We start from the raw sequence: 19,300 nt of genomic DNA on the forward strand, positions 1-19,300 counted from the left end.
AAACAAGCCGCCCCGTGGAAAACCTGCAAAAGGGTTTTCCGCGGGGCGGTGTTTTATTCAGCTGTCAGGGGCTCAGCGGCCGATGGGGGCGCACTTGGCCTTCAGCCAGGCCTTCTCCTCCTCGTTCAGGCGGGGGGCCAGGGTCTCGTACACATGCTGGTGGTAGTTGTTCAGCCAGTCGATCTGGGGACGGCTCAGCTCGTCCACCAGCACCGGCTCGGTGGAGATGGGCACCACGGTCAGGGGCTCAAAGGCCAGCCAGTTGCCGTACTGGTTGGTGCCGGCGGAAACGCATTCCAGCTCGTTCTCGATGCGGATGCCTACCTCGTCGGTCTCGTACACGCCGGGCTCATCGGTGATGGTCATGCCGGGCTTGAAGACCACCGGGTTGTTGGGGCGCAGGCTCTGGGGGCCTTCGTGCACGTTGGCAATGAAGCCCACCCCGTGGCCGGTGCCGCAGCGGTAGTTGATCTTGTGGGCCCAGAGCGGAGCCCGGGCAAAGGTATCCAGGGCAAAGCCGGTGCAGTAATCCAGGAAGACGGCGCGGGCCATGTCAATGTGGCTCTGCAGGGTCCAGGTGTAGTACTTGCGCTCGTTTTCGGTCAGGGGGCCCATGGGATAGGTGCGGGTGATGTCGGTGGTGCCGCAGTCGTACTGACCGCCGTTGTCAATGAGCAAAAAGCCCTTGCGCTCAATGGGGCTGTTGACCTCCCCTTCGGCGTGATAGTGCATCATGGCGGCGTTGGGGCCGTAGGCGGCGATGGTGTTGAAGCTGTCCTCCATGTAGCCGGGCTGTTCGCTGCGGCGGCGCTGGAGCATGACCTCGATGTCGGTCTCCATCAGCTGCTTGCCTTCGGCCAGGGCCTTCTCCAGGTCCATCTCAAACCGCACCAGGGCCACGCCGTCCCGGATGTGGCATTCCCGGCTGTTGGCCAGCTCCACCGGGTTCTTCACGCCCTTCAGGGCAATGATGGGATCGGCGCCCTCCTTCACCGTCAGGTGGGGGTTGGCCTCGATGGCGCTGTACAGGTCGTAGTTGGTGGTGGCGGGGCTGACCAGCACGGTCTCCTCGTCAGTGCGGCTGCGCACAAAGTCCAGCAGCTCGTCATAGCCCCGCAGGGCCACGCCCTGGGCCGCCAGGGTGGCGGCATCCTCGGCGCTCAGACGGCCGTCCGCCAGAAACAGGGTGCAGCTGTCGGCGTTGATGTAGGCAAAGGACACCGCCAGCGGGGTGCAGGGCAGGTCGTGGGCGCGCATGTTCAGCAGCCAGGCCACGCAGTCCAGGCCGGAAACCACCAGGGCGTTGGCGCCCTCCTTGGCCAGCTCCGCCCGCACGGTGGCGATCTTCTCGGCGGCGTCGGCGCCGGTGACCTCCTTCTTCAAAAGGAAGCAGGGAGTGTCGGGCCGGGCCGGGCGCTCGGCGCCCCAGATGCCGCTGACCACGTCCAGGCTGCGCAGGCTGGCGCCCACCTTTTCCAGCGTCTTGGCATAGGCCCGGACGGTGGAGGTGGGCACGCAGGAGCCGTCCAGCAGCAGGGTCTGCCCGGCGCTGAACTTGGCGGTCAGGAACTCCTCCACCGTGGGCACCCCGGCGGCGCCGGCGTGCATGGACTGGATCTCGGTGCCGGCCAGCTGCTTGTCCGCCTGGACATAGAACCGGCCATCCACCCACAAAGCGCTCTCACTGCCGGTGACCACCAGGGTGGCGTTCTCACCGATAAAGCCGGTGAGCCAGGGCAGGGCGTTGTAATAGGCAGGCAGGTATTCGCTGCAATGGGGGTCGCTGGTCATCACCAGCACGCCGTCGGCACCGTTGGCCTGGGCGGCCGCCCGCAGGGCGGCAATCTTTTCGTTTACGGTCAAAGTTGAACACTCCTTTATCTATCCCACAAACAGGAACAAAATTTGGGTTGTCACCTTTGTATTGTAGCACGTTTTGCCAAATAGTAAAGAGGCGGGGTTAGCAACGGCAAACCCCGCCTCCTCCGTATCGGAACTCACATGCGCACAATGCGGTAATACTGCCGGGCGGTCAGGGCATACACCCCGATGTAGCACAGGGCAAACACCCCCAGGGTGCCCCCGGCGCACAGCCAGAACAGGGGCGGGTCGGACAGCCCGAACACCGCGATCATCCGCATGAGCATGGGCGCCGCGGCCCCCAGATGCACCGCCGCCCCCGCCAGGGGCAGAAAGAACACCCCCAGCACCTGGGTGCGGATGGCGCCCCGCACCTCTCCGGCGCTGAGCCCCACCTGCTGCAGGATGACGAACCGGCTGCGGTCCTCGTACCCTTCGCTGAGCTGCTTGTAGTAGATCATCAGCACGGTGGCCAGGCTGAACATCAGGGCCAGGAACACCCCCAGAAAGACAAAGCTGCCGTTCATGGCATAGTATTCCAGCCGCATGCCCGCCCGGTTGTACACATACACACCGCCGTCCATGCCCGCCAGACTGCCATCCCGGGGCAGTGCGGCGTCGATGGCCACGGCGCAGTCCATCAGCTGGGCCTCGGTTAGGCCGGTGGGGTTGAGCAGCAGGGCATACCGGGCCCCGGCCCGGGTGCCGGCCGCTTCGGCGGTGCGGATGACCCCGGCCAGGTCCTCCCGCCCGGGCAGCACCGCAAACACAGTGGGGGTGTCGGTGCCGGCGCCGAAGATGTTGGGCAGGGGCCAGGATTGGGGCACACCGGCGTTTTCCCAGCAAACGCCGTCCAGCACCAGGTCGTCCTGCCCGCCCTGAGGCCAGAGAACCAGGGCGGTGCCGGGTTGCAGGTCGACGGTTTGGCCGGTGAGGGCGGTATAGTCTTCAGCGCTGATCATATACAGGTAGGTGAGTCCGGTGGGGTCGTTGGTGTTGCAGGAAACATACCCCGCCGCGCCGGCCCGGGCCCCCAGGGCACAGTAGGTGTAGCCTTGGGCGGGAACGTCGGTCCAGGGGGCGGCGGCCTCGTTGACCAGATCGTCCAGCGGGGTGTAGTCGGTCCCGGCCATGGCGTCGGTGTCGCAGTAGCCCGCCACCATGATTTCGTTGGGATAGTTCCGGTCCAGGGTGGTCTCGATGCCCGCGTACAGGCAGACGGTGGTGGCTACGCTGACCAGCACCGTGGTCACCAGAATGCAGATGTTGGCCAGGCCTTTGGCGTTCTGGTTCATGCGGTAGATCAACCCCGATACCGCAATGAACCGGCGGGGATGGTAGTAAAAATTCTTGTTGCGGCGCAAAGCCTTGAGCAGCACCACACTGCCTGCCCCGAACAGACAGTGGGTGCCCACAATGACCAGGGCCACCGCCGCGAAAAACAGCAGGATCACGTACAGAAAGTCGGTGGTGAAGAAGGAGATGGCGTATCCGCCGCCCAGGCACACCACCCCCAGCAGGGCCAGCAGAACCCGGCTGCGGGGTTCCCGTTCGCCCATCTGCCCGGCGTGGAGCAGCTCGATGGGTCTGGCACGGCGGATGCGCCCCAGGTCCCACAGGTACAGCCCCAGAAAAAGCAGGGCAAAGGCGGCGGCGCTCTCGGCGGCACCGGGGGCGCAGAAGGAAAAGCCCAGGGGCACCGCCAGCTGCATCAGACGCAAAAGCAACACCAGGGCCAGCTTGCTCAGCAGGGCCCCGGCCCCGATGCCCAGCACCGTGCCCGCCAGATACACCCACAGGGTCTCCACCCCGTGGATAGCCCCCACGTCCCGGCGGCGCAGACCCAGCACGCTGTACAGGGCCAGTTCCCGGGTGCGGCGGCGCATCACAAATCCGTTGGCATAGACCAGGATCCACACCACCAGGAACACCAGGATAAAACTGCCCAGATTGAGCATGATGTTCACATAGGCCCCGCCCCGCATGGTGGCCACCAGCTCGCTGTAGGTCAGGAACCGCAGGATGTAGCACATGGCCACGCATCCGGCGGCAGCCAGGGTGAAGGGCAGGTACAGCTGCCGGTTGCGCAGCACCCCCCGGGTGCCCATGCGCAGGTACAACCCCAGTTTATGCATGGTCCGCACCTCCCGCCAGGGCGGTGAGGGTGTCCGAAATACGGGCAAACATCTCCTCACGGCTCAGATTTCCCCGGTACAGCTGGTGGTACACCTGGCCGTCCCGCAAAAACAGCACCCGCTGGGCGTGGCTGGCCGCCCGCACGCTGTGGGTGACCAGCAGAATGGTCTGCCCTCCGGCGTTGATGGCCCCGAACAGGTCCAGCAGGCCGTCCGCCGACCGGGAATCCAGGGCGCCGGTGGGCTCGTCCGCCAGCACCAGCTCCGGCCGGGTGATCAGCGCCCGGGCCACCGCGGCCCGCTGCTTCTGCCCGCCGGAAATCTCGTAGGGGTATTTGTCCAGCAAAGCCGCAATGCCCAGCTGCAGGGCCAACGGCTCCAGCCGGGTGACCATCTCGCCGTAGGGGGTGTCCGCCAGCACCAGGGGCAGCAGAATGTTGTCCCGCACCGACAGGGTGTCCAGCAGGTTGAAGTCCTGGAACACAAACCCCAGATGGTCCCGGCGGAACTCCGCCAGGTCCTTGTCCGGGATCCGGGTCAGATCCTGCCCGTTCAGGCAGACGCTGCCCCCGGTGGGCCGGTCCAAGGCGGCCAGAATGTTCAGCAGGGTGGTTTTGCCCGCCCCCGATTCCCCCATGATGGCCAGGTACTCCCCCCTGGGCACCGTGAAGCTCACGTCGGCCAGGGCCTGCACCCGCAGGGACCCGAACCGGGTGGTGTATACCTTTTCCAGATGTGTGATGGCCAGCAGCGGCGTTTCCTTGTTTGCCATGGGTCTTTCTCTCCTTTGTGCAGACTGTCCGGCGCCCAAAACCAAAAGAGCGGGGGACTTGCTGTTTCCAGCATACCCCCGCGTCAGGCCCCTTTGCCATCGATTTGCCTTACGATGGCGGGGCGCTGTCTTACGGTTTTGTCACATGGCTCATTCGTACAGATCCTGCGGGCCGGGAAAGTGCAGGGTGAAGGTGCAGCCCCCGCCGGGGCGGTTGGCGGCATCCAGGGTGCAGCCCATGCGGGCCGCCGCCCGGGCGCACAGATACAGCCCCATGCCGGTGGACACCGCCCCCGCCGCCCGGCCGTTGGCCCCGGTGTAGCCCTTCTCAAACAGGCGGGGCAGGTCGGAGGGCAAAACACCCGGCCCGGTGTCGGACACCTGCAGGGCATGCTCGTCGGCCTGTACCGTCACGGTGCCCCCGGGCGGGGTGTATTTCACGGCGTTGGATAAGAGCTGTTCCAGGATGAACCCCACCCATTTTTCGTCGGTGACCGGGCGGGCCGCCGCCGGGGCGCCATCGTAGGAAAGCCGCAGCCGCCCCAGAATGAACATCCGGGCATACCGGCGCAGGCTGCGCCGCACCACCGGGTCCAGGGCGGTGGGCCGCAGGGCCAGGTCCCGGCTGTCCGCCCCCAGGCGCAGATACCCCATGGCCGCCTCCACATACCCTTCGGTGCGGAAAAGCTCCGGTTCCAGCTCGGCGGGGTCCGCCCGGTTCTGCATCAGCAGCCGCATGGCCGCCAGGGGCGTCTTGACCTGGTGGGCCCAGGCGGCAAAATAGTCCAGCAGGTCGTCCCGCTGGGCCCGCCCGGCCCGGCGCAGCCCGGCGGCCCGGGCGGTCTGGACCTCCAGGGCCTGCCGGTAGGCGTCCTCCAGCCCGCCGGCGGGGGCGTTGGGCAGGGAAATGTGGTCCCGGTCAGGGTCGGCGGCGGCCTGCCGGGCAGCCCGCACCCGGCGGTGCCACCCCGGCCATCCGGCCCCCAGCACCCCGGCGCACCCCGCCAGGGAGAGCGCCGCCCCGTAGGCCACGCCCTCGGCGGGCAGACCATACAGGGCGGTGACCAGCGCAAAGACCGCGGCACAGAGGCCCCAGCTCAGCAGCACCTGCCGCCGCTCGGTCAGATAAGCCAGCAGCGTTTTCATGGGATGGTGTATCCCTCCCCCTTCACCGTGCGGATAAGCCCCGCCACCCCGGCGGCTTCCAGTTTTTTGCGCAGCCGGGCCACGTTCACCGTCAGGGTGTTTTCATCCACGTAACAGTCGGTGGCCCACAGGGCGGTCATCAGGTCTGCCCGGCGCACCACCTGCCCCCGCCGTTCCAGCAGCACCCGCAGAATGCCCAGCTCGTTGCGGGTCAGCACCACCGGCCCGGCATCCCCCCGCAGCACCCCGGCGCTCAGGTCCAGGGGCACCCCGCCGCAGTCGGCCACCTCGGGGGTGCGGCGGTAGGCGTAGGCCCGGCGCAGCAGCGCCTGCACCCGGGCCCCCAGCAGCTCGGCGTCAAAGGGCTTGGCGATGTAATCGTCTGCCCCCAGGTCCATGGCGGTGACCTGGTTCAGGTTGTCCGCCGCCGAGGACAAAAACAGAATGGGCAGGTCGGATACCTCCCGCAGCCGCCGGCACCAGTGGTAGCCGTTGTGGTAGGGCAGGGACAGGTCCAGGATCACCAGCTGGGGGTCAAAGGCCCGGAACTCGGGCAGAATGTCCTGCAGATTCCGGACGGCGGCGGGGGTGTAGCCCCGGTCGGCCAGCACCCGGGCAATGCCCCGGGCGATGGTCTCGTCGTCCTCCACGATCAGAATACGGTACAAGAAGGTCCCTCCCATCGGATGGCATCTGCCCCGGTATGACACAAAACCGGGGCAGATGCCCCTTTGTCCCATACTACGAGCCAGCTCCGGGCATTTTGGCACAAGACCGTGCAAAAAACGCCCGCCCGGGGCCGGAAAATTGTGCTCTTTGCCCCTTGACGGGTTTGGTATAATGAAATTAGCAGACGCCTGCCCGGAGTGCCGGGCCGGGCGTCTATGAATGCGTCAGAAAACAGAGGTTGAATGAATATGAATAAGACCAAGATTGATATTTTTTCCGGCTTTTTGGGCGCCGGCAAAACCACACTGATCAAGAAGCTGATCCAGGAAGCCTTCGGCGGCGAAAAGCTGGTGCTTATCGAGAACGAATTCGGTGAGATCGGCATCGACGGCGGCTTCATGCGGGAAGCGGGCATCCAGGTCAACGAGCTGAACTCCGGCTGCATCTGCTGCAGTCTGGTGGGCGACTTCCGGGAAGCGCTGAAGAAGGTGGTGGAGACCTACCATCCCGACCGCATCCTCATCGAGCCTTCCGGCGTGGGCAAGCTGTCCGACGTGACCCGCGCCGTGGAGGGCGTGGCCGAAACCCTGCCCGTCACCCTGAACAGCTTTGTCACGGTGGCCGACGTGAACAAGGTCAAGATGTATATGAAGAACTTCGGCGAGTTCTATGACGACCAGGTCAGCCATGCTTCCTGCCTGATCCTCAGCCGCACCGGCAACGCCGACGAAGCCAAGGTGGCCAAGGCCGTGGCCCTGCTGCAGGAAAAGAACCCCACCGCCACCATCGTCACCACCGACTGGTCTGCCCTGAACGGCAAGCAGATCGTGGCGGTCATGGACGGCAAGCGGGACCTGGTGGCCGAGCTGATCCAGCAGGCCCAGGCCGCCAACGTGGCACATGCCGGGGAGGACGAGCACCATCATCACCATCATCATGACGGCGAGGATCACGAGTGCTGCCACCACCATGACCATGAGGAGGAGCACGACCACGAATGCTGCCACCACCATGACCACGACCATGAGGAAGGCGAGTGCTGCCACCACGACCATGAGGAGGAGCACGACCACGAGTGCTGCCACCATCATGACCATGATCATGAGGAAGGCCACTGCTGCCATCATGACCACGAGCATCACGAGCATCATTACGACGAGAACGGCGTGTGCAGCTGCGGCCATCACCACGACCACGACGCCGACGAGGTGTTTGTGAGCTGGGGCCGGGAGACCGCCCGCCACTACACCAAGGAGGAGCTGGACGCGGCCCTGACCGCCCTGGACAGCGGCAAGTACGGCGCCGTGCTGCGTGCCAAGGGCATTGTGGACGGCGGCAGCACCTGGTACGAGTTCGACATGGTTCCCGGCGAGCACGAAATCCGCACCGGCAGCCCCGACGTCACCGGCAAGCTGTGCGTCATCGGCTCCGGCCTGGACGAGCACGGCCTGGCGGAACTGTTCGGCCTGTAATGACGAAAGAGGTACACCATGGCAAGCAAACAGATCCCCGTTTATCTTTTTGTGGGCATGCTGGAAAGCGGCAAGACCAAGTTCATCCAGGAGACCATGGAGGACGAGCAGTTTGATTCCGGCGACAAGACCCTGCTGCTCATCTGTGAGGACGGCGAGGAAGAATACGACCCCGACCGGTTTGCCTTCGGCGGCGTGACGGTGGAATACCTGAACGACAAGTCGGAGCTGAACGTGCAGAACCTGACCCGCCTGGCTGCCAAGAGCGGCTGCGGCCGGGTGATCATCGAGTACAACGGCATGTGGCTGATCCAGGACCTGGCGGATGCCCTGCCCGCCAACTGGGTGATCTACCAGTGCCTGGCCACCGCCGACGGCACCACCATCAAGACCTACGCCGGGGACAACGCCATGCGGTCGCTGCTGCTGGACAAGCTGCGCACCAGCGAACTGCTGGTGGTCAACCGGGCCGAGGCGGTGAACGACGACGAGAGCCGCCAGCTCGTCCATAAGTTGGTGCGTCAGGCCAGCCGCCGGTGCGACATCGCCTACGAGTTCAAGGACGGGTCGGTGGCCTACGACGACATTCCCGACCCGCTGCCCTTTGACGTGAACGCCCCGGTCATCGAGATTCCGCCGGAATTTTTCGGCATCTGGTATATGGACTGCATGGACGAGCCGGACAAATACAACGGCAAGACGGTGAAGTTTTTGGCCCAGGTATGCCAGACTTCCCGGGCGGGCAAGGATTCCTTTGTGCCCGGGCGGTTCGCCATGACCTGCTGCGTGCAGGACATCCAGTTTGTGGGCTTCCCCTGCAAGTACGATGCCTACAAGACCCTGAAACAGCGGGACTGGATCACCCTGACCGCCAAGGTGGGGGTCAAGTTCCATCCCATCTACAAGGGCCAGACCCCCGATTCCACCGGGCCGGTGCTGACGGCGGTTTCCGTCGAACCTGCCGAAAAGCCGGTGGAAGATGTGGTCATGTTCAGCTGATTTGGAGAAAAACGCCGTTTTAACAAACATTTTACAGTTGTGTGCTTGCAAAGGCGTCGGGGTGCTGTATAATAGCTAATGGAATGAACGTAGGCTTTTCCCGATGACGTACCTTAAAAGGAGGAACGCCGATGCAGGTGACCGACCTGGCTTTCGAGATTGCCGCTGTGGCCAAGCGCCTGGAGCGCGAGGGCCGCTACGCCCGCACCCACGACTTTGTGCAGCACGGCGGGGTGAGCGTGTACGAACACTGTGTCCGGGTGGCAGCCCTCAGTTGCCGCCTGGCCGACGCCTTCGGGGTGGATGTGGACCGGGATTCCCTGATCCGGGGCGCCCTGCTCCACGATTACTTCCTGTATGACTGGCACGAAAAGGACGACAGTCACCGTCTGCACGGGTTCACCCATCCCCGCACCGCCCTGCGCAACGCCATGGAGGACTGGGACCTGGACGCGGTGGAACAGAATGTGATTCTGCGCCACATGTTTCCCTTGACCCCGGTGCCCCCGGCCTGCACCGAAGCCTGGCTGGTCTGCCTGGCCGACAAGATGTGCGCGGTGGAAGAGATGGTCTACACCCGCACCCGCCGCCTGCGCCCGGCGCTGGCCCGCAGCAAATAAAACAAACGATCCGGCAGTGCTTTTCTGCCGGATTTTTTGTTTGCGATTTTGGGGGAAACGGCAGGCAGCCGTGGAGTTGTCGCTTTTTGCCGCCAAAAAGCGACGGAAAAACCGCCACCGTTTCGAGGCGGTGGACGCCGACCAGGGTTTTCAACCCTGGACCCGTATGCGGCCACCCCTCCGGGACGGCCTACTCAGGTCCTGGGGGACCTGAGCAAGGAAGAAAATTAAAAACCATAAGGGAAAGTCTCTGCTAAGCAGCCGTTACCGGGCAATGGTATTAAAACCATTCCTTGTTCACCGGCCCCCAGGCCGGTGAATAGGCCGTCGGTAGGTGGCCGCACACCCCGGGTCCAGGGCCGCAGCCCTGGTCGGCGTCCACCGCGTCGAAACGGTGGGACTTTTCGCTTCCTTTTGGTCACAAAAGGAAGGACACTCCCGCAGACTGCCGTCCGCCAAAAACCAGGCAACTTAAAATAAAAGAGGCTCCCTCCACCGAGGAAGCCTCTTTTTATACTATCAGGAAACAATCAGTCCGCGCAGCTGCTGCACCCGTCGCAGTCGTCCTGGGCCGGGGCGGGGGCGGCGTTCTTGGCCAGCTCGGGGTCCAGGTTCTCCGCCACCTTGATCATCAAAGCGCACTCGATGCGCTTGCGGAAGACCTGGCAGCCGTACTCATACACGCCGTGGATGTCCCCGGTGGCGTGCAGGGCGTTGGCGGCACAGCCGCCGGCGCAGTACAGCCGGGCCCAGCAATCCTTGCAGTCGGGGCGGGCGTAGACGTTGCACATCTTGAACTCGTCCCGCAGGGCGGTGTTGGTCACCCCGTTCCAGATGTCGCCCAGCTTGTACGCCGGGTCGCCCACAAACTGGTGGCAGGGATACAGGTCGCCCCAGGGGGTCACGGCCATGTACTCGGTGCCGGAACCGCAGCCCGAAATCCGCTTGTAGATGCAGGGGCCGTGCTCCAGGTCCAGAATGTAATGATAGAAGGTGATGGGCTTGCCCGCCTTTTCCCGGCGGAGCATGTCCTTGGCCAGCAGCTCGTACTGGTCAAACAGCACCGGCAGATCGGCCTCGGTCAGGGCCTCCGGGTCGCCGGGCTTGGCCACCACCGGTTCCATGGACAGCTCGGAGAAGCCCAGGTCGTCCGCCATGTGGAACAGATCGTTGGTGAAATCGGTGTTGTAGTGGGTGAAGGTGCCCCGCATGTAGTAGCCCTTGCCGCCCCGGGCCTTGACCAGGCGCTGGAACTTGGGCACGATGCGGTCATAGCTGCCGTTGCCCGCCAGGTCCTTGCGGAACCGGTCGTTGACCTCCTTGCGGCCGTCCAGGGACAAAACCACGTTGTAGCATTCCTTGTTGGCCCACTCGATGACCTCGTCGGTGATGCCGATGCCGTTGGTGGTCAGGGTAAAGCGGAAATTCTTGCCCTTTTCCTTCTCGATGCTGCGGGCGTAGGCCACCAGCTGCTTGCACACCTCGAAGTTCATCAGCGGTTCGCCGCCGAAGAAGTCCACTTCCAGGTTGTGGCGGGTGCCGGAATGCTCGATGAGGAAATCCAGCGCCCGCTTGCCGGTCTCGAAGCTCATCAGGCCCGCCTCGCCGTGGAACTTGCCCTGGGCCGCAAAGCAGTATTCGCAGTTCAGGTTGCAGGTGTGGGCCACATGCAGGCACAGCGCCTTCACCACCGTGGACCGGTTCTTGAAGTCGAAGGCGTGGTCGGCGTAGATGTCCGGGGCAAACAACTGCCCGGCGGCGGTGAGCTCGTCGATGTCCGCAAAGCAGTCCTCGATGTCCGCCCGGGTCACTTCCGGGTGGTCGGCGTACTTGGCGGCCAGCTGGTCGATGGCTGCCTCCCGGGCCACCCCGGCGTCCACAAGGGCGATGGCGTCATAGGCCACGTCGTCCACCGCGTGCACGCTGCCGCTGTACACGTCCACCACGATGTTGTAGCCGTTCAATTTGTACTGATGGATCATAGAAACCCCTTACTTTTTCAAAAACGCAAAAAAGGCGTATTCACAACAAAATGCCGGAACAACCCCGCGCAAAAGCAGGGGGATGTCCCGGCAGACAAGCCAGAAAAAAGATTACTTCTTTTCGCAGGGCTGGTTGGCAATGCCGCAGCTGGTCTTGCAGGCGCTCTGGCAGGAAGTCTGGCATTCGCCGCAACCGCCGTTCTGCAGGCTCTTGGCCATGTCACGGGTGTTCAGAGTCTGGATGTGCTTCATAAAACAGTCACCCCTTTTATATTGGTATGGTTTTATTGTACACGGGGCAGGCAGGGTTGTCAAGGCTTGGAATCCCCGCACACCGCCAGCTTGCCCGGCGTTTTTGCCACCGTGTGGTGCAGGGCGGTGCCGGCCGCTTCCAGGGCAGCGCAGGCCGCCGCAAAGGCCGGGGTCACCCGCTCCCCGGGGGTGATCAGGGGCACCCCCGGCGGGTAGGCCCAGACGTACTCGGCACAGGCGGTGCCCACCGCTTCGGCCAGGGACAGTTCCCGGCGGGGCAGCCGCACCGCCCGGGCGATGGTGCACACCGCCTCCCCCGGCGGGCAGAGGGTGGCCCTGGGTGCCGCCACGGCGGGACGGGCGTCGGCGTCCAGAGCCAGCAGGGCTTCGGCCAGCCGGTCCAGGGCGTCCTCGGCATCACAGACGCTGGTCATGGCCAGCAGATTGGTTCCGCAGGCCATCTCGGTTTCAAAGCCGTAGCCCTCCCGCAGCAGGCGGGCCATCTCGGTGCCGGTCAGCCCGGCGGCTGCCCCGTTCACCAGGATTTTGCCGCTGTCATGGGCAAAAAAGCCGGGATGGTCGGCAAGGCGGTCCGTCCCGTAACAGAGCACCCGCAGGTGCTGCAGCGGCACCACGGCGGCGGAAAACCGGTCCAGCCGCTGCCGCCACCCGGCAAAGAGGGCAGGGGCCTCCTGGGCCAGCTGGGCGCAGCAACCGTCCAGGCTGACCATTAAAGGGTAGGAGGGGGAGCTGGTCTCGAAAACATCCAGCTGGCGCTCCACCTCGTCGGGGTCGATGAGCTCCCCGTTCAGGTGCAAAAGGGCAGTCTGGGTCAGGCTGGGCAGGGTTTTGTGGGCGCTCTGGATGACCAGGTCCGCCCCGGCGGCCACCGCCCCGCCCTGCCAGCCGTAAGGCTCGGCGGCGGGCAGGTAGTGGGCGCCGTGGGCCTCGTCCACCACCAGGGGGATGCCCCGGGCGTGGCAGAGGTGGGCCATGGCGGCGATGTCGCTGAGCACCCCCTCGTAGGTAGGGCTGGTGAGCACCAGACAGGCGGCGTCGGGGTGGGCGTCCAGGGCTTCGGCCACGGCGGCGGGGGAGACGCTGCCGTACACCCCGAAGGCTTCGTCCACCGGCGGGGTGAGCCAGACCGGGCGCAGGTCGCACAATTCGATGGCGTGGTAGATGGATTTGTGGCAGTTGCGGGCGCAGAGAATCTCGCTGCCCCAGGGCGCGGCGGCGCGCACCGCGGCCAGCAGCCCGCAGGTGCTGCCCCCCACCAGGAACCAGCACCGCCGGGACCCCCACAAAGCGGCGGCCCGGGCCATGGCCTGGGCCAGAATGCCGTCAGCGTCGTGCAGGTCGTCGGTGCCGGGCACCTCGGTGGTGTCCCAGGCGGCGCAGGCCAGCCCCGGGGCGGGCAGACACCGCCGCTTGTGCCCCGGCATGTGCAGGGGATACCGGGCGGCGGCGCAGGCTTCCAGCTGCTGCTGCAAAAGAGAACGGGACATACAAAGTCTCCTTTTTACTCGGTGAGAATCTCGGCGGTGCTGCCCCGGCGGGTCTTGTGCACCAAAATCTTCCGGCGCACCCGGTCCTGTAAGGCTTCCACGTGGCTGATGATGCCCACCAGCTTGTCCGACCCCGCCAGGGCGGTGAGGGTCTCGATGGCTTTTTCCAGGGCCTCGGCGTCCAGGGTACCGAAGCCTTCGTCCACAAACAGGGTGTCCACCTGCACGCCTCCGGCGCTCTGCTGGATGGTGTCGCTGATGCCGAGAGCCAGGCTCAGGGCGGCCAGAAAGCTCTCCCCGCCCGAAAGGCTGCCCACCGGGCGGGTCTTGCCGGTGTAGGCGTCGAACACATCCAGGTCCAGGGCGGTCTTGGCGGCAATGCCCCCGTCGCTGCGGCGCAAAAGGCGGTACTGCCCGGCGGTCATGCGGTGGAACCGGCGGTTGGCCGCCGCCACCACCCCGTCAAAGTAGAAGGCCTGCACGTACTGCTCAAAGGGCAGCTTGGGCTTGCCGGACAGATTGCCGTTGATGGTGCGGGACAGGTTATCCAGCATGGCGCTGCGGGTCCGGATGTGTTCGGAATCGGCCAGGGCCTTTTCCAGGGCGGCCAGGGCGTCCCGGTTGGTTTTCAGCCGCAGATGGGTGGCCTGCAAGGCCCGGCGCAGTTCGTCCCGGGCGGTCTGGGCGGTCTGCAGGGCCGCTTCGGCGGCCTCGGGAGCCGGGGCGCCCGGGGCGGCGGCCGCTTCCTTTTCCAGGGCGGCGGCCCGGCCCTGGGCCTCGCTGAGTTTGGCTTCAAATTCGCTGCGCTCCCGGGCGGCCGCCTGCAGGGCTTTGGCCAGGGCGTCCCGCCGGGCGGCCACTTCCTGCCGCTGGGCGTTCAGGGCGGCGGCGTCGGGGTAGGGCAGGTCTTTGAGCAAGGCTTCCCGCCGGGCTTCGGCCCCGGCCAGGTCGGCCTGGGCCTTGGCGGCGGCGGTCTGGGCGGTTTGCAGGGCCTGGTTCAGCGCCGGACCCTTGCCCTGCAGGGCGGCGGCCTGTCTGGACAGGTCGGCCTTGCGGTCGGCCCGGGCCTTGGCATCCTGCAGGGCGGTGCGCACCTTGGCCAGACCGGCTTGCAGGGCAGCGGCCTGGTCGCTGAGCACCGCCCGCAGGGCATCGGCGTCCAGCTCGGCCGCCGGGGCGCCGGTGTAGACTTTTCGCCGTTTGCCCAAAAAGGCATCGGCGGATTTGTACAGGTTGTCACGCAGCGCCTTGCACCGGGCGGTGGCCTGCCCGGCCTGCACGCTGGCGTCGGTGGCGGTGCGGGCGGCCTGGGCGGCCAGGGTGGCGGCGGCGTCGCAGTCCGCCTCGGTCACATGGCCGGGTTCCAGGGTGGCCGGCGCCGGGTGATGGGTGGCGCCGCAGACGGGGCAGGGGGCCCCTTCGGTGAGGGTCTGGGCCAGCAGCCCCGCCCGGGCGGCGTTGAGCTGCTTTTGCAGGGCGGCGCTGCGGGCGGCGGTTTCGTCGGCGGTGCGCTGCTTTTCTAAGTAGGCGGCCTGGCGGTCGGCCCGGGCGGCTTCCGCCCGCTGCCACACGTTCCAGTCGGTGAGCAGGGCGTCGCAGTCCCGGCGCAGCCCTTCGGCGGTCTGCTCCATGGCCTGGGCCCGGGCCGCTTCCGCCTCCGGCGCCTCGCAGGCGGCCAGGGCCTTGTCGGTGTCCGCTTTGCGCTGCTCCCAGTCCTGCACGGCCTGCCGGGCCTTGGCCTCATCGGCCTGGGCTTTGGCCAGGGCTTTTTGGGCAGTGCGGACGGCGGTTTCGGCATCGGTCAGGGCCGCGTACTTGGGTGCCAGCTCCTCCAGGGCGGCCAGCCGGGCGGCCAGCGTCTCCAGCTCGGGGCGGCGGGCCTCGGTTTTATCCCAGTCCTGCCGCCGGGCAGGGGCGCTCTCCAGCAGGGTCCTGGCGTCGGTGCGGGCCTGTTGCAGGCGCCCCTGCAGGGCCGCGGCACTGCGGGCGGTCTCGGCCTTGGCGGCGGCCGCGGTCACGGCGGCGTCCCGCTGGACCAGCTCCGCCTCCCCGGCGGTGCTGGCGGTCTCGTCGGCGGCAATCAGCGCCCGGGCCAGGGCGGGGGCTCCCGCGGCCTTGTAGGGGTCGCGGGCGGCCTGCAGGTCGGTGAGGGCCGCGCTCTCGGGGGCATCGGGCACCGGCTGCAGCCGCCCCAGCTGGAGCAGCACCGTCTCGGCGGCGGTGTCCGCCCGGTGGGCGGCCTCGGCGGCCCGGGTGCGGGCGGCGGCCCCCAGCTTCTGGTAGGCGCCGGTGTCAAAGACCTGGCGCAGAATCTCCGCCCGGTCGGCGCTGGAAGCGTTGAGCAGCCGGGCAAAGTCGTTCTGGGCAATCATGGAGATCTGGGCAAACTGTTTGGCGTCGATGCCCAGCAGCTGGTTCACCGCCGCGGTCACCGCCTTGCTGCCGGTCACCGGTTCTTCCGGTTCCCGCACCAGGGTGGCCTTGGCGGGAATGGTGGTAAAGCCCTCCCCCCGCTGCTTTTTGCGGGTCTGTTCGGGAGAGCGGGTCACGGTGTATGTCCGGCCCCGGTGGAAAAAGACCAGCTCCACGGCGGTCTCGTCCTTGGGATCGGCAAAGTCGCTGCGCAGCATGTCCGGGGAGCGATAAGCCCCGGTGGCCTCGCCGTACAGCGCAAAGGTGATGGCGTCAAACAGGGCGGTCTTGCCCGCGCCGGTGTCGCCGCTGATGAGGAAGAGCCCGCCCTGGCCGAAACCGGTCAGGTCCAGGGTGCTGCGCCCGGCATAGGGCCCGAAGGCGCACAGGGTCAGCCGCAAGGGTTTCACGGGCAATCCACCTCCTCCTTCATCTCGGCCAGGACGGTCTGCTCCTCCTCGGTCAGGTCACGGCCGTGCATCTGGGCAAAAAAGGCGGAAAACAGTTCGTCAAAGCTCTTCTTCCGCACCGCCTCGGCGGTTTCGGTCTGCCAGTCGGGGCCGGTGCCCCGGGGGGCGTAGTCCAGCCGCATGGCGTTGGGGTAGGCCGCCCGCAGCACCGCCATGGCGTCGGGCTGGGGGGTGTCGTCGGTGAGGGTGGCCCAGATGTAATCCTCCGCCTCGGTGACCCGGGCGGGGTCGGTGAGTTCGGCCAGCGGCCCGGTCAGGTGCCGCATGGCCCGGCGGGGATGCAGGGGCAAAAGTTCGGTGTACGCCCCGGCGGGGGTCAGGATCAGCAGCACGGCGCTCTTCTGGGCCCCGGCCTCGTCCAGGCTGTAACACAAGGGCGCCCCGGCATACCGGATGTGGGGCGCCCCGGCGGTCTGGGGGCGGTGGATGTGGCCCAGGGCCACATAATCGAAACCCCCGTTTTCCGAAAAGCGGGCGGCGTTCACCGCGTCCACCGTGCCGATGTTCACACCGGCCCCGGCGTTCACAAGATCGGGGGCAATGCTCTCGCTGCCCGCGCACTGGGGCAGCGCCCCGCCGCCCAGCACCGTCTGGTGGGTCACCAGAATCCGGGCCACGCCGTCCTGCCGGGGCGGCAGGGTGGAAAGGGCCGCCGCCACCGCGGTGTCCTGGTCGGTGATGGGGGTGTCGGGCAGAAAATGCCGCACGGTGGCCGGGCGCACAAAGGGCAGAAGACACACTTCCACCGGTAGATCCCCCTCCAACCGGGCCACCCGGATTTCCCCGGTGAACCGCCCCGCAATATGCACCCCCTGCCGGGCCAGCAGGGCGGCGGCGTAGTCCAGGCGGTCGGCGCTGTCGTGGTTGCCCGCCACCGCCAGCACCCGGATGTGCCGGCCGGTGAGCCGGGTCAGGAACCAGTCCAGCAGGGTCACGGCGGCGGCAGGGGGCACCGGGGCGTCGTAGATGTCCCCGGCCAGAATGACCCCCTGCACCCCGTGTTCCTCACACAAAGCCAGGACCTGGTCCAGAATGAACCGCTGGTCCTCCAGAAAATCAAACCCGTTCACCCGCTTGCCCAGGTGCAGGTCCCCCAGATGCAGCAGTTTCATCGCCACAGTTTCTCCCATGTCTTGATGTCCAGGGTCACCCCGGGCAGTACCTCCACCGGCTCCACCCCGGCGGGACGGAACCGGCACCGTTTGCAGAAGCCCTCGGCCTTCAGGTCCTTGGCCCACACCTGCAGGAACAGGCGGCTGCGGCCGTCGCCCTCAGCCAGCTTTTGGGCATAGGCCACCACGCTGCGGCCGATGCCCCGGCCCCGGGCTTTTTCCAGCAGGAACAGCCGGCTGATGCACACCGCCCCCACCGGGCGCAGATCCAGGGCAAAATAGCCCACCGCCTCGCTGCCCAGGTAGATGAGGAAGTAGTTCACCGCCCCGCAGTGGATCTCGTCGTCGGTCAGGTCCTCGTTCTGCCAGGCCTCGGCCAGCTGGGCCGCAACCTTGGGGGTCAGTTTGGTGTAATGCTGCACAAAGATCTCCCGGGCCAGGTCGCTGACCTGGCGGATGTAGCGGGCTTTGGTCACTTGTTTGTAGGTGGCGTTCATGGTTGGTCCTTTCTTGTTCAGTCAACGATGGTCAGGCTGGCCCGGGCGGGCAGGCACGCCGCCCAGTCCCCCACCTTGCGCAGGGTGCCGAACCCTTCGCACAGATGGTCGGGGCAGGGGCTGTCAATGAAGGCGATGCCCCCGTCCTGCACCTGCAGATGGATGGTGTAAAAGCCGGTGTCGATGTCGTAGACGGCGTCCTTGTCCAGCGGGATGCGCATCTCCTGGGCGGGGTCGCCGTATTGCAGCACCGCCTCGGTGCCTGCGGTCTGCCGCCCGGCATACCGCCAGACCAGCAGCCCGCCGATGACGACCAGCACCACGGCCAGAAAAATCAGATTTTGCTTGGTGGATGGTTTCATGGGGTGTCCTTTCGGGAATCGTCAAAGGTCAGGGTCAGGGTCTTGCCGTCAAACCCCGCTTCCGCCGCCGGGAACTGCCGCCGGGCGGCCGCAAGACCCGCCTCCGGGTCGGTAACGGCGGCGCTGTAATGGGTCAGCCACAGCCGGCGCACCCCCGCTTCGGCGGCCAGGGCCCCGGCCTCGGCGCAGGTGGCGTGGCCGTACAGTCGGGCCTTGGGGGCGTCGGCGTCGTCGGCGTAGGTGGCGTCCATGCAAAGCAGGTCCGCCCCCCGGGCCAGTTCGGCCAGCTCGGCGGTGGGCTCGGTGTCGGTGGCGTAGAGGAGGCGCAGCCCCCGGCGGGCGGGGCCCAGCACCTGGTCGGGGGTAAAGCCCCCGGCGGGCTGCCCCGCCTGCAAACTGCGCCACAAAGCCACCGGAATGCCCAGGGCCTTGGCCTTGTCCGGGTCGAAACGCCCGGCCCGGGGTAAGGTGTAGAGATAAGAGCAGCAGGGCACCCGGTGCCGGGCGGGAAAGGCGGTGACCACCGCGCCCGACGGCAGCGCCAGGCTGCCCCGACAGTCCCCGAAGGTGTGACGGCAAAGGGCGAAGGGCAACGGTCCGGCCAGGGTCAGCACCGCGTCCAGCACCCCGTCCAGACCCGGAGGCCCGGCCACGGTCACGGGTTCGGTGCGGCCCAGGGCGGCCATGGACTGCAAAAGCCCCGGCAGCCCGAAGAGATGGTCCCCGTGGTAGTGGGTGAGCAGCAAAGTGTCCAGCTTGTACAGACTGGCCCCGAACCGCTGGGCCGATACCTGGGTGCCCTCCCCGCAGTCAAAGAGCAGACCCCGGCCGCCCACCTGCAGCCACAGGGCCGCCAGGGCACGGTGGGGCAGGGGTCTTGTGGCCCCGCTGCCCAGCAATGTCACCTGTACCACGGCAAACACCTCCCCATTTTTGGAATTGTACCTTATTATACCACGGATACCCGCCTCTGCCTACCCGCCGCCCTTGCATGGCGGGGGTGAGAGTGCTACAATAAAGCAATCGACAAAT

Annotated in this window: 16 protein-coding genes; 3 read left to right on the forward strand and 13 right to left on the reverse strand. The window is 66.4% G+C overall.

Going from position 1 to position 19,300, the window contains the following annotated elements; translation table 11 throughout:
* Positions 1 to 72: 72 nt before the first annotated feature.
* The 5 genes from H6B15_RS01675 to H6B15_RS01695 form a co-directional block, all read right to left on the reverse strand.
* Entirely contained in the window at positions 73 to 1,863 is a 1,791-nt protein-coding gene (locus H6B15_RS01675) for an aminopeptidase P family protein (RefSeq protein ID WP_243424223.1), read from the reverse strand.
* A gap of 134 nt (positions 1,864 to 1,997) precedes the next feature.
* Positions 1,998 to 3,995 carry an FtsX-like permease family protein gene (locus H6B15_RS01680; protein WP_204645386.1) on the reverse strand — a complete coding sequence of 666 codons (1,998 nt, stop codon included), beginning with the start codon at positions 3,993 to 3,995 and terminating at the stop codon, positions 1,998 to 2,000.
* The gene (locus H6B15_RS01685; RefSeq protein ID WP_204645387.1) at positions 3,988 to 4,767 is read right to left on the reverse strand and encodes an ABC transporter ATP-binding protein; all 780 of its coding nucleotides are present in this window, start codon (positions 4,765 to 4,767) and stop codon (positions 3,988 to 3,990) included. Before H6B15_RS01685 ends, H6B15_RS01680 begins: the two co-directional genes overlap by 8 nt.
* Before the next feature lie 150 nt (positions 4,768 to 4,917).
* Positions 4,918 to 5,913, reverse strand: coding sequence for a sensor histidine kinase (locus H6B15_RS01690; protein WP_204645388.1), 996 nt, complete (start codon positions 5,911 to 5,913; stop codon positions 4,918 to 4,920).
* Positions 5,910 to 6,581 (reverse strand): response regulator transcription factor, encoded by a 672-nt coding sequence (locus tag H6B15_RS01695; protein WP_204645389.1) that lies wholly within the window; start codon positions 6,579 to 6,581, stop codon positions 5,910 to 5,912. Before H6B15_RS01695 ends, H6B15_RS01690 begins: the two co-directional genes overlap by 4 nt.
* A 249-nt stretch (positions 6,582 to 6,830) precedes the next feature.
* On the opposite strand from H6B15_RS01695, the gene H6B15_RS01700 reads away from it, so the two are divergent.
* From H6B15_RS01700 to H6B15_RS01710, 3 genes are all read left to right on the forward strand, one after another.
* On the forward strand, positions 6,831 to 8,054 hold the full coding sequence (locus H6B15_RS01700) for a CobW family GTP-binding protein (RefSeq protein WP_204645390.1): 1,224 nt from the start codon (positions 6,831 to 6,833) through the stop codon (positions 8,052 to 8,054).
* A gap of 18 nt (positions 8,055 to 8,072) precedes the next feature.
* Positions 8,073 to 9,053, forward strand: coding sequence for a TIGR03943 family putative permease subunit (locus H6B15_RS01705; protein ID WP_204645392.1), 981 nt, complete (start codon positions 8,073 to 8,075; stop codon positions 9,051 to 9,053).
* A 131-nt stretch (positions 9,054 to 9,184) separates the two neighbouring features.
* Positions 9,185 to 9,673, forward strand: coding sequence for an HD domain-containing protein (locus tag H6B15_RS01710; RefSeq protein ID WP_204645394.1), 489 nt, complete (start codon positions 9,185 to 9,187; stop codon positions 9,671 to 9,673).
* Positions 9,674 to 10,203: 530 nt separating this feature from the next.
* Here the strand turns inward: H6B15_RS01710 and scfB are convergent.
* From scfB to H6B15_RS01750, 8 genes are all read right to left on the reverse strand, one after another.
* Positions 10,204 to 11,655, reverse strand: coding sequence for a thioether cross-link-forming SCIFF peptide maturase (gene scfB / locus H6B15_RS01715; protein ID WP_204645395.1), 1,452 nt, complete (start codon positions 11,653 to 11,655; stop codon positions 10,204 to 10,206).
* A 111-nt stretch (positions 11,656 to 11,766) separates the two neighbouring features.
* Complete coding sequence (gene scfA / locus H6B15_RS01720; RefSeq protein WP_114000791.1) at positions 11,767 to 11,907, reverse strand: six-cysteine ranthipeptide SCIFF; 141 nt, start codon at positions 11,905 to 11,907, stop codon at positions 11,767 to 11,769.
* Between the two features lie 59 nt (positions 11,908 to 11,966).
* Positions 11,967 to 13,415, reverse strand: coding sequence for an aminotransferase class I/II-fold pyridoxal phosphate-dependent enzyme (locus H6B15_RS01725; RefSeq protein ID WP_204645397.1), 1,449 nt, complete (start codon positions 13,413 to 13,415; stop codon positions 11,967 to 11,969).
* A gap of 14 nt (positions 13,416 to 13,429) precedes the next feature.
* On the reverse strand, positions 13,430 to 16,237 hold the full coding sequence (locus tag H6B15_RS01730; RefSeq protein ID WP_345941910.1) for an SMC family ATPase: 2,808 nt from the start codon (positions 16,235 to 16,237) through the stop codon (positions 13,430 to 13,432).
* Complete coding sequence (locus H6B15_RS01735) at positions 16,234 to 17,409, reverse strand: exonuclease SbcCD subunit D (protein ID WP_204645401.1); 1,176 nt, start codon at positions 17,407 to 17,409, stop codon at positions 16,234 to 16,236. The genes H6B15_RS01730 and H6B15_RS01735 overlap by 4 nt, the downstream gene beginning before the upstream one ends.
* Positions 17,406 to 17,906, reverse strand: coding sequence for a GNAT family N-acetyltransferase (locus tag H6B15_RS01740; RefSeq protein WP_204645403.1), 501 nt, complete (start codon positions 17,904 to 17,906; stop codon positions 17,406 to 17,408). Before H6B15_RS01740 ends, H6B15_RS01735 begins: the two co-directional genes overlap by 4 nt.
* Positions 17,907 to 17,923: 17 nt before the next feature.
* Complete coding sequence (locus tag H6B15_RS01745; protein ID WP_204645405.1) at positions 17,924 to 18,268, reverse strand: NusG domain II-containing protein; 345 nt, start codon at positions 18,266 to 18,268, stop codon at positions 17,924 to 17,926.
* A complete protein-coding gene (locus tag H6B15_RS01750) occupies positions 18,265 to 19,182 on the reverse strand; it encodes a ribonuclease Z (protein WP_204645407.1) in 918 nt (305 codons plus the stop codon). Before H6B15_RS01750 ends, H6B15_RS01745 begins: the two co-directional genes overlap by 4 nt.
* Positions 19,183 to 19,300: the final 118 nt, after the last annotated feature.

This window comes from Gemmiger formicilis (assembly GCF_016900095.1).
In the GTDB taxonomy this organism is placed as follows: Bacteria; Bacillota; Clostridia; order Oscillospirales; family Ruminococcaceae; genus Gemmiger; species Gemmiger formicilis_A.